At 64.4% G+C, this 13,994-nt stretch carries 11 protein-coding genes, 1 tRNA gene and 1 pseudogene; 2 read left to right on the top strand and 11 right to left on the bottom strand.

Features of this window, described 5'->3' with window-relative positions; genetic code table 11:
* The 10 genes and pseudogenes from HY852_RS04750 to HY852_RS04705 form a co-directional block, all read right to left on the bottom strand.
* A pseudogene (locus tag HY852_RS04750) lies at nt 1–238 on the bottom strand (hypothetical protein); the annotation flags it as partial.
* 2 nt (nt 239–240) lie between these two features.
* Entirely contained in the window at nt 241–939 is a 699-nt protein-coding gene (gene ligK / locus HY852_RS04745; protein ID WP_291602996.1) for a 4-carboxy-4-hydroxy-2-oxoadipate aldolase/oxaloacetate decarboxylase, read from the bottom strand.
* Nucleotides 940–941: 2 nt separating this feature from the next.
* Complete coding sequence (locus HY852_RS04740; protein ID WP_291602995.1) at nt 942–1,970, bottom strand: amidohydrolase family protein; 1,029 nt, start codon at nt 1,968–1,970, stop codon at nt 942–944.
* 81 nt (nt 1,971–2,051) lie between these two features.
* Nucleotides 2,052–3,155 (bottom strand): 4-oxalomesaconate tautomerase, encoded by a 1,104-nt coding sequence (locus HY852_RS04735; protein ID WP_291602994.1) that lies wholly within the window; start codon nt 3,153–3,155, stop codon nt 2,052–2,054.
* Nucleotides 3,156–3,335: 180 nt separating this feature from the next.
* The gene (locus HY852_RS04730) at nt 3,336–4,046 is read right to left on the bottom strand and encodes a TetR/AcrR family transcriptional regulator (RefSeq protein ID WP_291602993.1); all 711 of its coding nucleotides are present in this window, start codon (nt 4,044–4,046) and stop codon (nt 3,336–3,338) included.
* A 215-nt stretch (nt 4,047–4,261) separates the two neighbouring features.
* Entirely contained in the window at nt 4,262–5,221 is a 960-nt protein-coding gene (locus tag HY852_RS04725) for a DUF1266 domain-containing protein (RefSeq protein ID WP_291602992.1), read from the bottom strand.
* A gap of 172 nt (nt 5,222–5,393) precedes the next feature.
* Nucleotides 5,394–6,749 (bottom strand): hypothetical protein, encoded by a 1,356-nt coding sequence (locus HY852_RS04720; protein ID WP_291602991.1) that lies wholly within the window; start codon nt 6,747–6,749, stop codon nt 5,394–5,396.
* Nucleotides 6,733–8,436 (bottom strand): molecular chaperone HscC, encoded by a 1,704-nt coding sequence (locus tag HY852_RS04715; protein ID WP_291602990.1) that lies wholly within the window; start codon nt 8,434–8,436, stop codon nt 6,733–6,735. The genes HY852_RS04720 and HY852_RS04715 overlap by 17 nt, the downstream gene beginning before the upstream one ends.
* A gap of 495 nt (nt 8,437–8,931) precedes the next feature.
* Nucleotides 8,932–9,008, bottom strand: a tRNA-Arg gene (locus HY852_RS04710).
* Nucleotides 9,009–9,282: 274 nt separating this feature from the next.
* Nucleotides 9,283–11,421 (bottom strand): NAD(P)/FAD-dependent oxidoreductase, encoded by a 2,139-nt coding sequence (locus tag HY852_RS04705; RefSeq protein ID WP_291602989.1) that lies wholly within the window; start codon nt 11,419–11,421, stop codon nt 9,283–9,285.
* 362 nt (nt 11,422–11,783) lie between these two features.
* On the opposite strand from HY852_RS04705, the gene HY852_RS04700 reads away from it, so the two are divergent.
* Both HY852_RS04700 and HY852_RS04695 read left to right on the top strand, forming a co-directional pair.
* Nucleotides 11,784–12,146, top strand: a complete 363-nt coding sequence (locus tag HY852_RS04700; protein ID WP_291602988.1) for a glyoxalase/bleomycin resistance/extradiol dioxygenase family protein — start codon at nt 11,784–11,786, stop codon at nt 12,144–12,146.
* Between the two features lie 200 nt (nt 12,147–12,346).
* Complete coding sequence (locus tag HY852_RS04695; RefSeq protein ID WP_291602987.1) at nt 12,347–12,640, top strand: GYD domain-containing protein; 294 nt, start codon at nt 12,347–12,349, stop codon at nt 12,638–12,640.
* A gap of 367 nt (nt 12,641–13,007) precedes the next feature.
* Here HY852_RS04695 and HY852_RS04690 read toward each other — a convergent pair whose 3' ends face one another.
* Nucleotides 13,008–13,970 (bottom strand): tripartite tricarboxylate transporter substrate-binding protein, encoded by a 963-nt coding sequence (locus tag HY852_RS04690; RefSeq protein ID WP_291602986.1) that lies wholly within the window; start codon nt 13,968–13,970, stop codon nt 13,008–13,010.
* Nucleotides 13,971–13,994: the final 24 nt, after the last annotated feature.

Below are 13,994 nucleotides of genomic sequence, written 5' to 3'. Positions count from 1 at the left end.
TGAGCTGGTCGCGCAGCGCGAACAGCTGCGCGGCCGACGCGTCGCACGGCGTGTACTTGCGCTCGGGGGCGTAGGGGAACTCCGCGCCGGGGCCGAACACGTGGCAGTGCGCGTCGACAGCGCCGGCGGGGAGCCGGAACGTCGGGGTCGTCGGGCCGTCGTACCAGTCCAGCCAACCGGGCGTCTTCTCGAAGCCGCCGCTGGTGTCGCCGTGCGCGATCGCCTGTGCGTGAGCCATCGTCAATCCTCCACGTACTCGAGGCCCGCGGCCGCCAGCGGCTCCCGCATGCCGTAGATGTCGAGACCGAGCACGCCCTCGCGGAACTTCTGGCGCTTGGCCTCCTCGTTGTCCTCGCGCTTCTGCGAGGCGTCGGCGACGGCGCCGACGAGCTCGCGGGGGACGACCACGACGCCGTCGACATCCGCGACCACCACGTCGCCGGGGTTCACCACGGCGTTCGCCACGACCACGGGGATGTTGACCGAGCCCAGCGTCGCCTTGACCGTGCCCCTGGCGCTGATCGCGCGCGAGAACACCGGGAATTTCATCTCGGTCAGGTCCTTCACGTCCCGCACGCCGCCGTCGATGATCAGCCCCAGCGCGCCGCGGGCGCGGAAGCTGGTGGCGAGCAGATCGCCGAAGAAGCCGTCGGTGTTGTCGACCGTGCAGGCGGCGACCACCACGTCGCCCGGCTGCAACTGCTCGGCGGCGACATGCAGCATCCAGTTGTCGCCGGGCTGCAGCAGCACGGTGACGGCGGTGCCGCACACCTGTGCATCGGGATAGATCGGCCGCATATAGGGATGCATCAGCCCGACCCGACCCATCGCTTCATGGATGGTGGCGACGCCGAAGCGCGACAGCTTGTCGACCGCGGCCTTGTCGGCCCGGGCGATGTTGCGCTTGACGATTCCGAGATTGTTCATCGGCGTCGACATGATCACTTTCCTTTCGCCTTGAGCGTCGCATCGAGGCGCGGGAACACGCGCCGCGCATTGCCCTCGTAGATCTTGTAGCGGTCCTCGGCGCTGAGCGTCTTCGCCGCTTCGACGTAGCGCTTGGTGTCGTCGTAATAGAAGCCGGTCTCGGGATCGATGCCGCGCACCGCGCCGATCATTTCGCTGGCGAACAGGATGTTGTCGACCGGGATCACGTTGGTGAGCAGGTCGATGCCGGGCTGGTGATAGACGCAGGTGTCGAAGAAGATGTTGCCCAGCAGGTGATCCTTGAGCAGCGGCTTCTTCAGTTCCTGTGCGAGGCCGCGGAAGCGTCCCCAGTGATAGGGCACCGCGCCGCCGCCATGGGGAATGAGGAATTTGAGCGTCGGGAAATCCTTGAACAGGTCCGAGGTCAGGCACTGCATGAAGGCGGTGGTGTCCGCGTTCAGGTAATGCGCGCCGGTGGTGTGGAAGCAGGCGTTGCAGCTGGTCGAGACGTGGATCATGGCCGGGATGCCGTACTCGACCATCTTCTCGTAGATCGGATACCAGTGCCGGTCCGAGAGCGGCGGCGAGGTCCAGTGCCCGCCGGAAGGGTCCGGATTGAGGTTGATGCCGACGAAGCCGTATTCCTTGACGCACTTCTCGAGCTCGGGAATGCAGGTCTTCGGATCGACGCCCGGCGATTGCGGCAGCATCGCCGCGCCGATGAAGCTGTCAGGAAAGAGCTTGCTGACCCGGTAGCACAATTCGTTGCAGATCGCGGCCCAGGTCGAGGACACCTCGAAGTCGCCGATGTGATGGGCCATGAAGCTGGCGCGCGGGCTGAAGACGGTGAGATCGCTGCCGCGCTCCTTCATCTTCTTGAGCTGGTTGCTCTCGATGGATTCGCGCAACTCGTCGTCGCTGATCCTGAGCTCGCTGACCTTGGGCCTGGCCGCGGGATCCTTGATCCCGGCGATCTGCCGGTTGCGCCAGTCCTCGAGCGCCTTGGGCGCCGTGGTGTAATGGCCGTGCACGTCGATGATCACTTGGCTCTCCTTCCGCAATGACCGCGGGCTGATCCGACTAATCGCCCGGCTATTGCTCTTGTCGTTTCCTGCTCTCGTGCTCTATTCCGCCGCGGCCGCCATGTCAGGTGCCCATGCCGAGCGGGGCACCATGACTTCGCCCCGCATCAACAGGCGCGCAGTGCGCAGCAGCGCGGCGCGCGTGACGTTCTGGGGATTACTCGGATCGACCTCGATTTCGACGCTGAACTCTCCGGTCGGATGCTCGACCGAAACTTTCTTGACGTTGCCGGCCGGCAGCGAAGAAACGCCGTGGGCGATCGAGCCTTCGAGCACGCAGGCGGTCGCCACCGTCACCGCAGCCAGCACGCCAATGGCGTCGTGACAGACATGCGGGATGAAGCTGCGCGTGCAGATGCTGCCGCCGGCGCGCGGCGGCGCGACCAGCGTCATCTTGGGATAGTTCTTGGCCGTGACATCGCCGAGCTTCATGGCATGGCCGCAGGCGATGCGCAGGCGCTCGATCCGCGCCTTCAACTCGGTATCGCCGTTCATCTGCTCGGCGCTCTCGTAGCCGGTGCGGCCGAGGTCGGACGCCCGCAAGATCACCAGCGGCATGCCGTTGTCGATGCAGGTAACGTCGATGCCGTCGATATGGTCCATGACGTTCCCGGTCGGCAGCAATCCCGGCGCGACCGATCCGGCGGTATCGAGGAAATTGATGGTGATCGGCGCGGACGTGCCCGGCACGCCGTCGATGCGGGCGCTGCCTTCGTATTCGACGCGCCCGTTCGGCGTTTCCACCGTGACGTCGCACTGCATGTCGGTGTTGAGAGTCAAAACGCGCAGCGTGGTCGTATTGCCCTGCGGCTTGACCAACCCGGTCTCGAGCGCAAACGGCACCACGGCGGCGAGCATATTGCCGCAATTGGGCGTGGTGTCGACCGTGTCCTTGTCGGGCTGGAGCTGCGCGAACAGGAAGTCGAGGTCGACACCCGGCTTCGATCCCTTCGACACGATGCCGACCTTGCTGGTCAGGGGATGCGCGCCGCCGAGGCCGTCGATCTGGCGCCGGTCGGGCGAGCCCATCACCGCCAGCAGCACCTTGTCGCGGGTCGGCACGTCGGCGGGCAGGTCGGCTGCCTTGAAGAACGGACCACGCGACGTGCCGCCGCGCATGAACAGACAGGGGATTGCGGTTTGCATGAGATGATCACCCTATTGCTGTTGAGTTCCGGGACTGGCGATGGCGGGGTTACAGGCCGGCGCCGCCATGAGGCGAAAGACCAGCGCCAACCCGCCTGCCAGAGCACTCCCGCCTGTTCATTTCCTCTTCCCCGTTTGACGATCTCGGCGGCCTGATTTTCGAGCCGGCCCGGCTTGGCCTCAAGCCTTGGTTCGCGCCGCCCGGCGCTGCAGTGGCGCGGCCGGATCAAGCGGAGGCGCCTGCAGCGCCGCGACCGTTGCCCGCACCAGCTGTTCTATCGCATCGCCGGCGTCCGCCCCGTCGGCGTCGCCGCGCGACAGGCGGGACACGCGTTCGGGCGTGACCAGCGAGTAATAGAGCGCGCCGAGCAGGAAATGACTGCGCCAAACAATATCGTTGCGCGGAATGTGCGGCAGGGTCTCCTGGATGGCGTCGATGAACGCGTGGCTGGTGTCGTCGAAGGTCTGCGCAATGATGCGGCGCGCCACCTCGTTGCCTTCGGCCGACATGACGGCGCGCAGCCGGGTAAACCTGGCGCCGCCCCCGGCGAGATCGCTGCCGGAAGAGAAGGCCGGCAGCACATAGGCGCGTACGATGGCCTCCAGCCGGTCCTGGGGATCGCGAATTCGTTTGGCCGCCGCCAGCAGTTCGGAGCGGCGCAGGTTCATCGGAACGCAATGGCGGCGGTAGATCTCGAGCAGCAGGCCGTCTTTGGTCTTGAAATGATAGGTCACGCTGCCGGGATTGGCGCCGGCGGCCTGGGCGATGTCGCGCACGGACACCGCATTGAAGCCATTGGTTGAAAACAGCTCTTCGGCGGCGCAAAGGATCGCCTCGCGCAAATTCGGCTTGCGCGCCACGGCTTCCTTGCTGGCTGCACCGGGGACCATGCTATTTGTACTAGTGTACAAGAAATTCGGTTCCGTCAACAAAAAACCCAGGCGGAGGTCCCGCTCGGAAGACGGCGCAGGGACGCCCGATGGAGGGGACGTCGGTACGGCTGGGAGCACGAGGGACGCGGCTGGCCGCGTGGAGCCGAACGGGGCAGCAGTCCCGCTGCTTCGAGCCTCATGCGCAAGCAGGTCCCCTTCGGGGGCACCGATCGCTATCTGGTTTGCAGGACGCCAGCCGGCACATCAAACCGGCGGATGGCAGACATCGAGCCGTCCTTGAATTGCACCTGGATGGTCAAAAACCGTGTGTCGCGGGGCAATTCGAGCACGGATGGCACGCTGCGAACTCCAGACTTCTGCTCAGGAATTTTGCTCGGCGTGGCCGCGTTGACGCCATAGCGGAACGCCGCGAAGTCCTCGTTCATCAGCACCGGAATGTTGCGGAGATAGACGATAATCTCGCCGCGTGAGGCAACGAAATCGACGTTGATCCGGGAGAACCTTTCCTGCGGCGCGGCGCCGAGGTCGAAAGGCTTTGGCATCACGCTCAGCTTGCTTGGCAACTCGGTGGAGGTACGACGCGTCCAATCACCAAACGAAAGATCGAGCCGGCCGCGCCCGACCGTGTTGACGACGGCAACCGAGACACTGGCTACCACCCCGGCGATTATGACAACGCGGCTCACTCGGTCTCGTCTCGCCCGCCCTTCTTTGCTCGCGTGCTTGACAGGGTTGCGGAAATCCTCGTCCTTGAGGGGTGTGTTCCAATCGAGCGTGCGCCAGGGCGACTTGGGCTCCTTGAGCAGGAATTCGACGGCATCATCGAAGGTCTCGTCCGGACCGCCCGACCAGCGAGAGCGGCCGCGATTGTAGCGGTCGGCGTAATCCTGCCACGAACCGAAGCTGGCCTGCGCCATCTTGGCGGCATCGCGAACATAGGCCCAGCCCTCTTCCTCGGTGATGTATGTCGCCAGGAAAGCATGGCGTGCCACCATCACCAGGCGCGCTATATCCCAGGCCAGCAGATCCTTCGGCGCTTCGCGATCGCCCGGCTCTGCGTATTCGGGACTTGACCTATGGCCCTCCGTGGCCAGCCAGCCGAGCACATCGATCGCCTGGTTTCGTCTCTTGGCCGGAGTATCGCCGTTGATGTCCCACCAATCCTTCAGCATCTCGGCGCTGAGACCTTCCTTGATGCTGGTCCACGGCTCCAGCGCGCGGTCGCCACACCCATGTACGCGCGTGTACATCGCGGCGAGCGCAAGGCCCCACTGGGCACTCGGCGGCAGCGCGGTCCGTCCCTTGATGCTCGCGTTCTCTGCGGCATACATGGCTTTGTCCAGCTTATCGATGGCCCCGGGTATCATTTCGCTTGGTTCCTTCACCTATGTGCCCGATCCCGTTCGGATCCGGCGCGTCGCTGGGGACGTCAAAACGGAAGACGTCGGACGCGACTTGATTGGAGTAGCAAAACTGCATGGTGATGAAGCGCGTGTTGCGCGGCAGCTCGACTTCCGCCCGCCCTTTGACGATCGAACGCGTGACTTGCGCCTCGGTGTCCGCGGCGCAATCCCTGCCGATTATGATCCGATCGACGCCGTAACGAATTTCCGTGACCCAATCGAACAGCCGTCCGACGCGGGCGACGAGCCTCGTACCGGTCCCATTCGTTGCAAAGGCGACCGGAAACGGTGATGCCGTTCCGGCGACCGGCGCGCCGATCAGCCCGAGGCTTCTTCCGTATTGAACTGCGCGCGGCAACACGGCCGATGCAGCAACGGCCAGGATGATCGCGATGGACGCCCCCTGCGCGATGCTGCGAAACCTTTGTTTGACATACGCCTGAGCCTGCTTCGTCCGGGATTGCCCGGGCGGCGCCGCAACCGGCTGCTCCTTGCACGGGACGGTGACTGAGCCTTTGTAAATGTCGTAAAGAAACGCGATCCGGCGCGGATCGATGGTGTCGCCGAGCAAGGGCGCGAAGCGGCGAGCACCGTTCAAGAAGCCGGCGACATCGGCAGGACGAAAATCACCGAGCAGCGCGCGATCATCTTTCCCAGAGAACGGCAGCAGCAGAAAGCGGGCTATGACACCGTCCCCGTTCTGTTGTCGCGCCGCTTCTCTCGCAAACTCCAGCCATTCATGCGCGGCAGTCAGGCGATAGAGGAATCGCTCGTGCAGGTCGGGACGAAATTGCTCGAGCACGTTGCCGACTTCGCTCCAGCGAAAGCGATCCGCCAGCGCGGCAAGCATCGATCCCGGCATCCGCGGATCGTCCATCACCAGGGACAACAGTCGCGCCTGGAGATGCGCAGAATTATTTGGCGATGAAGCGCCCATGCCGAGAAAGCTCTCGATCGCGGCCATCGCCTCGGCCACGTTGTCGGCGAGCGCCAGTTGTCGGACCTCGGCGAGCAGGGCTTCCAACTGTGGTTGCGCTTGCCTCCGGACATCGGTCCTGTCGGGCGGCGGATCGGCCCCTTGCAGATCGGGACCATCCGCGTCGATCTCCTGCCGCCCGGAGGCGAGGCCGCGCGCGGCTTCATAGGCGCGGCGCAGTGCCTGAAATGCGGCGGGATCCGCGGCTGGATCAATAGTCTTGAGACGATTAGCATAGGCGCGCCTGATCTCGGTATCGTCTTGCGTCGGCGCGATTGCCAGCTCCCGCCACGGAAAGGGCGGTTCAGATGCGGAGCTCATGCTCGATCCGATCCAGCAATTGAGTGAGTTCTCGGCGCTGTTCCTCGATCGCTCCGGGTTCTTGCGATTGCAGCGCGTCCTCGAACGCCAGGATCGCCTGCGCGATCGCTTGCCTGATATTGCCGAGAGCTTCCTCGTGGATTCGTTCCGCGCGTGCCAGCAGGGCGCGGTTCTCGCTGCGCTCGCGAGGGGCAATCTTGAGGGTGGCGAGCGCGGCGAGCCGCTCCTCGATTTCCTGCGGCGTCATCGCGCCGGGGTTTTGCTCGATCACTGTGCGGCGGAGCTCGCCGGTCCCGAGCGCCAGCACGTCGACTTCCAACAGGCCGTTGACATCATAGGTGAAGCGCACATCGGCGGCCTGTTCGCCCGCGGGCGCCGGCGGCACCTCGATGGCGATCTCGCCCAGTTGTATATTATCCGCAACAAGGCGGCTTTCGCCTTGATAGACGCGGATGCACAATTCGGTCTGGTTATCGGCAAGCGTGTGCACGCGCGTCGATCGACTCGTCGGCACTATCGTATTGCGCTCGATAATCGGCAGGAATTGGCCGCTCGCCCAATGCTTCGCGCTCAACTGACGTACGATATCGATGCCGAGTGAGTAAGGTGCGACATCAGTGAGGACGATCTCGCTCAATGCTTCCGCCCGTTCGACAAGGCCGGCCTGCACCGCTGCGCCTCGCGCGACAACCTCATCCGGGTTGATCTGATGCAGCGCCGGACGGCCGACCAGAAGTCCCGCCAGACGCCGCACCATCGGCATGCGGGTGGCACCACCGGCAAGCACCACATGCGTCAACTGATCGGAACGGATCTGGGAATCGCGCAGCGCGCGCTCGACCGGCCGGCGCAGACGCTCGAGCAAGGTCGCGGCCTCCCGGGCGAAGGCGGTACGCGACAGCGATGCGGAGATCTTTCGTCCCTCGCAGACGGTCTCGATCAAGGCGTCTTCCGCCTCGCTCAGCCGCCGCATCGCGAGTTCGGCCTGCCTGCGCAGCAGGGCGTGCGTCGCAGGATGCGTCTCGCGCGGCGGCAAGCTTTTGCGCGTGGCGCTTTGGAACCAGGCGATGATCACGTCGACGAAATCTTCGCCGCCGAGGAAATTGTCGCCGGCAACTGCGCGCACCTCGATCACGCCTTCGAACAAATCGAGCACCGAGACATCGAATGTCCCGCCGCCGAGGTCGAAGACGAGGAATTTGCTCTCGCGCAATTCCGTTTGCAGGCCGTAGGCGAGTGCGGCGGCGGTCGGTTCGTTGAGCAGACGCACCACGTTGAGGCCGGCCATTTCGCCGGCAATGCCGGTCGCCTTGCGCTGGGTGTCGTTGAAATAGGCGGGAACGGTGATGACGGCCTCATGCACCTTCTCGCCCAGAAACGCTTCGGCATCGGCCTTGAGGCTGCGCAGAACGAATGATGAGAGCTCTTCCGGCCGAAATTCGCGATCAGCCAACCTCAGGCGCCTGTTTGTCCCCATATAGCGCTTGAAGCTGGCGGCGCTGCGTTCCGGATGGCTGACGACCCGCTCGCGCGCGGCGAGGCCGACAAGAATCTCGCCGTTGTCATCGATGCTCACGGCCGAGGGCGTCAGGACCTCGCCAAGCGCATTGGGGATGAGGCAGGATGCGCCCTCGTGCCACGTCGCAATCAGACTGTTAGTGGTGCCTAGATCAATGCCGACGATCATCTGTTTCGCATGCTATCGGTCGTCTTGTCGGTAGAAGTGAATATTGACCATCGGAGAGACCTGTTATGGTATCGCTTTGCCATCACTCTCCGCGATCCGCGCCCACGCCAGCCGAGCGCGCCACTTCTTCCACGCCACCTGGCTTCGCTGATGAGCATTCGGCGGATGCAGGTTTGTAGCTATTTCCCATCAACAGGTTCAGAGCGTCGTTTCCGAGAAAATGTCCGCCTTCTCCGGGCCAGGCACGGGGCGCGCTGGTTGCGCATCCAAAGATATTCCGGATGCCGGATTCTACCGCCGCCTGGATTAGCGCAAGAGCCGGTGATCATCGATGCCCCAGAAGACGGCCACATGAGCGATGTCCTCCGGTCGGCCGATCGTCTACCGCAATATGACCGCTTGGCGCAGGCACCGGCGGTTGGGCGAGTAACCGCGCATCGAGTCAATGCAATCGGCGCGGATGCCCTGCCAAGATGGGGCTCGGAAGGGAGAAGATGGCGATCCCGGGAAGACTCGAACTTCCGACCTACGGTTTAGGAAACCGCCGCTCTATCCGGCTGAGCTACGGGACCGCGAGGCGCCCGCAATATATAGCTGCGGCGCTTGACGATTCCATATCAAAGCAGCCGGGTAATCGCCAGCCCCGGACGTCATCCACGGCCCGGAAATCGAAATCAGGCAACCGGCATCGGAGGCGGCCGTGCGGGAAACTGCCTCGTGCACGACGGCATTCGCGATGCACAGCGCATTCGCACGCCCGTTCCGTCGGACTTCTATCGACCGAGGCCGGAATGCGATGCCGGAAGCACCAGACGAGCGTGCGCGAGACGATCGTGACGAGAGCGTTCACGACGCCGTTTGCGGGCTCCGCACAGGCGAGCGCGGGATAGAGGGTGCGGGCCCCGGACGTCGCCCTGCCGAGGACAGCAATCCCGGCACCAGCGCTTCGGCCGCCTCGGCGCCGGAGATCACGACTGCTTCGACGCCGGCGCCTGCGTTTCCGCCGCCGGCGATCACGAGGTTTGGCAGCGGAGACTTCGAGCCCTTGAGTCGGCCCTGCCGCGATACGCCGTAGATCGCGCCGGAACTCGCCCAGTCATACCGCGCATAGGTCACGGGACTGGCATCGGTGCGGTAGACGATGTGCTGCGACAGGCCGGGAATCGCCTTTTCCGCTGCCGCGATCATCTCGTCGCCGAGCTTCTGCTTGCGTTCCTCATAGTCAGTGGAGCGCCGCCACACCTTCCAGTCCTCGCTGCCATCGGGCGGGAACCAGCCCTTCGCGCGGTCGTAGGGAACGAGCTTGATCAGGGCCAGCGTCGCATGGCCCTGAGGAGCGGCGGACGGATCGAGCTTGGACATCATCGCGATGCCGACGCCGCCGGCGTGAACGGCGGGCGCAAGCTCCGGATCGAAGTCGACCCCGAGATGGACGCTGAAGGCGGAATTGGAAGGCTCGGCTTTGGCGATCCGGTCGCGGAAGTCCGCCGGCAGCAAGGCGGGATCGACGAGTTCGAGAAAGGTGCGCTTGATGTCGGCGTTGGAAACCACTGCGCGAGCGCGGATCGTCCTGCCATCGCGCAGGACGAGCCCGGCGGCACAGCCGTCTTCGACCAGGATACGCTCGACGCCGGTCTTGAGGTGAACCTTGCCGCCGCGCTCTTCGATCGCCTCCACCAGCACATCGGCAAAGCGCCCCGATCCGCCGGCCGGGTAATAGCCGCCCTTGAAGTAGTAGCCGAAGATCGGCGCCATCTGCCCGCAGGTCAGGCGCTCGCTGCCGTCGCCGAGATAGCCCGAGAGCGCATAGAGAAGCTTGATCACGGCGGGATCGCTGACATGGGCCGCGACCAGCTTGTCGAAAGGCTCGTTCATCCAGCGAAAGGCGTTGGGGTGATCCTTGGGAAAGGCGAGCAATTCCTCGATCGTCTCGGGCATGCCCGGAATGCCGGAACGACCTTTGCCGGTCGAGTACATATCGTCGAAGATGGCGTGGAGGGTCTCGAACAGGGCGCGAATGCCCGCGGCGCTGGCGGGGAATTTGGCGCACAACAGCATCACATAGTCGTGCCAGTCTTCGGGCACGTCGATGCGTTCGCCCGCGAACAAATAGGTGTGCCGCACCCTCTTCCATTGCAGCCGATCGGCGACCCCGAGCCGCTCCAACAGCCCGCTGACCGTTCCGCCCGGCCACACACCGGAGAAATCGTGGGGACCGGCATCGAAGCGATAGAGCACGGGCTTGTTGTCGTAATGCGCCTTGCGCAGGAACATGTGGCAGAAGCCGCCGGGTGCGACATGATGGTCGAAGACCATGACCCGGTGACCGGCGTCCGCGAGCAGGGCCGCGGCCGTCAGACCACCGACACCAGCGCCGATAACCGCAACGTCGCAATCGGTGCCGGGCGCTTGCGCAAACGACGGCGCGGGCCAATGAAAGGTTTCCCGCCCGGCACGCATGCGCCGCAGCAGCAAGCCAATCGCAAGCCGCGGACCGAAGATCGAAGCCAGCGCGCCGCCAACGAAAATGGCCGTCGTGACCCAGTGCGAGACGCCCGACCAGCGGCAGAGGGCGGTGGCGAGGAACAGGATTCCCCATAGCCCCGTGATCGCCGCGTTGATCAGGCGAAACTGCACCGTTCCGGCGCTATCGGGATAAGCTGCGCGCGAATAGTCGGCCGTCCACGGCCGGCCGAGCGCGACGCTGATCAGGCTGGCGGCGCCGAGCCCCGCGAACGACAGCCACAGCGCGTTGGCTGCGGTCCATTCCGGTGCGAGCATCTGCGCCTGGCCGAGGATCATGAACAGCGCAAAGCCGAACGCTTCGAGCAGCGCAAACTCGCCGCGGTAGAGCCGCCGCAGATTGCCGGCCAGCGACAGCACGAAGGCAAAGCCGATGGCCCATTCGGCGCGGTTCGCGCCGAGCAGGAGCCAGAACACCGCAAACGGAAGCAGGGCGAGCTTGACGGTGAGGAATGTCTTCATGCGCGCCTCCGGTAGGTGTCGCAGCCAAAATCTCGCCGAGCCGCCGATCGAACCATGATGCGGATCAAGGGCTGATGACGCCGGTCGGCGCAGGTTGGCAATCTTTCCAATGTAAAGATTGGTAACGGGACGGGACGACCCAGTCAAGTGTTATCTTTACAGTGTAAATATCAGGTTGCCCCGGACGACGCCCAGGCCGGATCGTTCATCTCTAGCGGCTGCAGCCGTTGCACGCCCGTCGGAGGGCAGCGCGATTCGCGATCTCTCCGCGATCGCGGCCTTGGGCGCGGTGGGGTGGCTATAGAATAATGTGAGCCGAGAGCGCGGCCCAATCGTCCTCTCATCAACCGGGAGTCGCCATCATGATCGAATGCATCAGCGCAGTCACACTTGGCACCCACGACATGCGAAGCGCCGTCGGATTCTACCGATCGCTGGGATTCGAAATCCTGCACGGCGGTGAGGCGTCGCCGTTTACGAGCTTTCAGGCCGGGCCGGGCTATCTCAATCTGATTGCCCAGCGTGAGGAGCAGCGCTGGTCCTGGTGGGGGCGCGTCATCTTCTACGTCGCCGACGTCGACGCATTCTACCAACGCGCACTGACAGCCGGATGGCAGCCTTCGACCACGCCCCGCGATGCCGAATGGGGAGAGCGCTACTTTCATCTCACCGACCTCGACGGTCACGAGCTCAGTTTCGCAAGGCCGTTGCAGCCGTCGCGGTAAGAGATGTCTGTCGTCATTCCGGGGCGCGACGATAGTCGCGAGCCCGGAATGACGAGCTTCGCTTCCCTGCCGCAGCACGCGGATAAGTCACGTCCACTGACCTTCCCCAATAGTCTGTAGCTGTGCCTGCGCCGGTGTGGCAAGCTCGGCGCGTTTTCCTCATGCCCGGTTGCACAGGGTTCCAACCAAGGAGGACGACCATGGTGACTTATGTCGTGCTGTCGAGCTTCACCGATCAGGGAATCCGCAACATCAAGGACTCGCCGAAGCGGGCCGATGCCTTCAAGGAGATGGCAAAGACCTTCGGCGTAACCGTGAAAGACATCATCTGGACGCAGGGGCGATATGACATTGTGAGCGTCGTCGAGGCTCAGGATGAGACCTCCGCCATGGCGCTCAGCATGAGCATAAGCGCGCTCGGCAATGTTCGTACCGAAACCCTGCGGGGATTTTCGGCGGATGAGATGACGACCATAGTCGGCAAGATGCTCTGACCCTTGCCCGCGCGGCCGATCCCGGTTGCCGGCCGACCGCCGAGCAGCAACCCCTGCCCGTTCCGGTTAGCCGTCGCGCTCAGCCTGCCTCTCCCCGCAAGCGGCAGGGCTATCGCGTTTGAAACCGAACTTGGTGGCAGTTTCTTCGCGGCCATCCTTCGAGACGCCCGCTTTCAGCGGGCCCCTCAGGATGAGGTCTTGTTTCGCGGCAAAACATTGCACCCTCATGGTGAGGAGCGCAGCTTAGGGCGCGTCTCGAACCATGAGGCCGCGCCGTTCACAGCCTCCATAGCGTCATATGCGATCGCCCCGCAAGCGGGGAGAGGGAGCGTATGCGCGTCCCCATAGATCGGAGACGGGACTTCGATCACGCCCTGATGTTGTTCTCGCGGACGACCTGGCCCCAGTAGCTCACCTGCTTGGCGAAGAAGGTGCTGAACTCCTTGCCGCCGGCGAGCAGCAGGGTCATCTGCTGGGTCTCGCGCAGCTGTTTCGCGATCGCCGGCTCGCTCAGGATCTCCTTCACCGATTTCGCCATGCTGTCGATGATGTCGGCGGGCGTGCCCGCGGGAGCGAAGATGCCCCACCAGGCGAGCGTCTCGAAATCGGGGAAGCCCGCTTCGATCGCCGTCTGCGTGTCCGGCAGCGCCGGCAGCCGCTCGCGGCCCAGCTGCAGGATCGGGCGCAGCATGTTGGTCCCGAGCTGCGCGGTCACCAGCGCCGCCGATCCGGCGATAAGATCGACGTGCCCGCCGAGCACGTCATTCATGGCCGGACCGCCGCCGCGGTAAGGCACATGCGTGATTTCAACGCCGGCCTTCTTGCCCAGCACGGTCATCGCGAGGTGGCCGAGGGTGCCGATGCCGACGGACGCGTATTTCACCGCGCCGGGGTCCTTCTTGCACGCTGCGACGACGTCGGCGAACGTCTTGTATGGCCGGCCGGCGTTGGCTGCGATCACGTAAGGGGCGGTGCCGACGAGAAAGACCGGCACCAGCTCGCGCTCGATGTCGACCGGCGGCTTTTCGAGAATGGCGGGAATGACGGCGTGAGAGTCGAAGGTCACCAGGAACGTCGAGCCATCCGGCGGGCTTTTCGCGACCTGGGCCGCGCCGAGCGCGCTGGCGGCGCCCGACTTGTTCTCGACCAGGACGATCCGCCCGAGCTTGGTCTGCAGGCTGGACTGGATCAGCCGGGCCAAGGCATCCGTGGAGCCTCCCGGCGGAAACGGCACGACCAGCGTGATCTTTGATGAAGTCTGCGCCAGTGCTGGCGCGACAGCAAAGGCGGCCGAGGCCGCCAGCATGGTACGTCTCGTGATCTTCGTCATCTTTACCTCTGAATTGCTGCTGAG

It is taken from the genome of Bradyrhizobium sp., assembly GCF_016213215.1.
Taxonomy (GTDB): Bacteria; Pseudomonadota; Alphaproteobacteria; order Rhizobiales; family Xanthobacteraceae; genus Bradyrhizobium.
Note: the sequence above shows the minus strand (reverse complement) of the source record. Positions and strands in the feature narration are given on the sequence as shown.

Excerpts from the sequence above, each read along its gene's own strand:
- HY852_RS04690 (WP_291602986.1), bottom strand. The coding sequence starts at position 13,970 with ATGACGAAGATCACGAGACGTACCATGCTGGCGGCCTCGGCCGCCTTT.
- HY852_RS04695 (WP_291602987.1), top strand. The coding sequence starts at position 12,347 with ATGGTGACTTATGTCGTGCTGTCGAGCTTCACCGATCAGGGAATCCGC.
- HY852_RS04705 (WP_291602989.1), bottom strand. The coding sequence starts at position 11,421 with ATGAAGACATTCCTCACCGTCAAGCTCGCCCTGCTTCCGTTTGCGGTG.
- HY852_RS04715 (WP_291602990.1), bottom strand. The coding sequence starts at position 8,436 with ATGATCGTCGGCATTGATCTAGGCACCACTAACAGTCTGATTGCGACG.
- HY852_RS04700 (WP_291602988.1), top strand. The coding sequence starts at position 11,784 with ATGATCGAATGCATCAGCGCAGTCACACTTGGCACCCACGACATGCGA.
- HY852_RS04730 (WP_291602993.1), bottom strand. The coding sequence starts at position 4,046 with ATGGTCCCCGGTGCAGCCAGCAAGGAAGCCGTGGCGCGCAAGCCGAAT.
- ligK (WP_291602996.1), bottom strand. The coding sequence starts at position 939 with ATGTCGACGCCGATGAACAATCTCGGAATCGTCAAGCGCAACATCGCC.
- HY852_RS04735 (WP_291602994.1), bottom strand. The coding sequence starts at position 3,155 with ATGCAAACCGCAATCCCCTGTCTGTTCATGCGCGGCGGCACGTCGCGT.
- HY852_RS04720 (WP_291602991.1), bottom strand. The coding sequence starts at position 6,749 with ATGAGCTCCGCATCTGAACCGCCCTTTCCGTGGCGGGAGCTGGCAATC.
- HY852_RS04725 (WP_291602992.1), bottom strand. The coding sequence starts at position 5,221 with ATGCTGAAGGATTGGTGGGACATCAACGGCGATACTCCGGCCAAGAGA.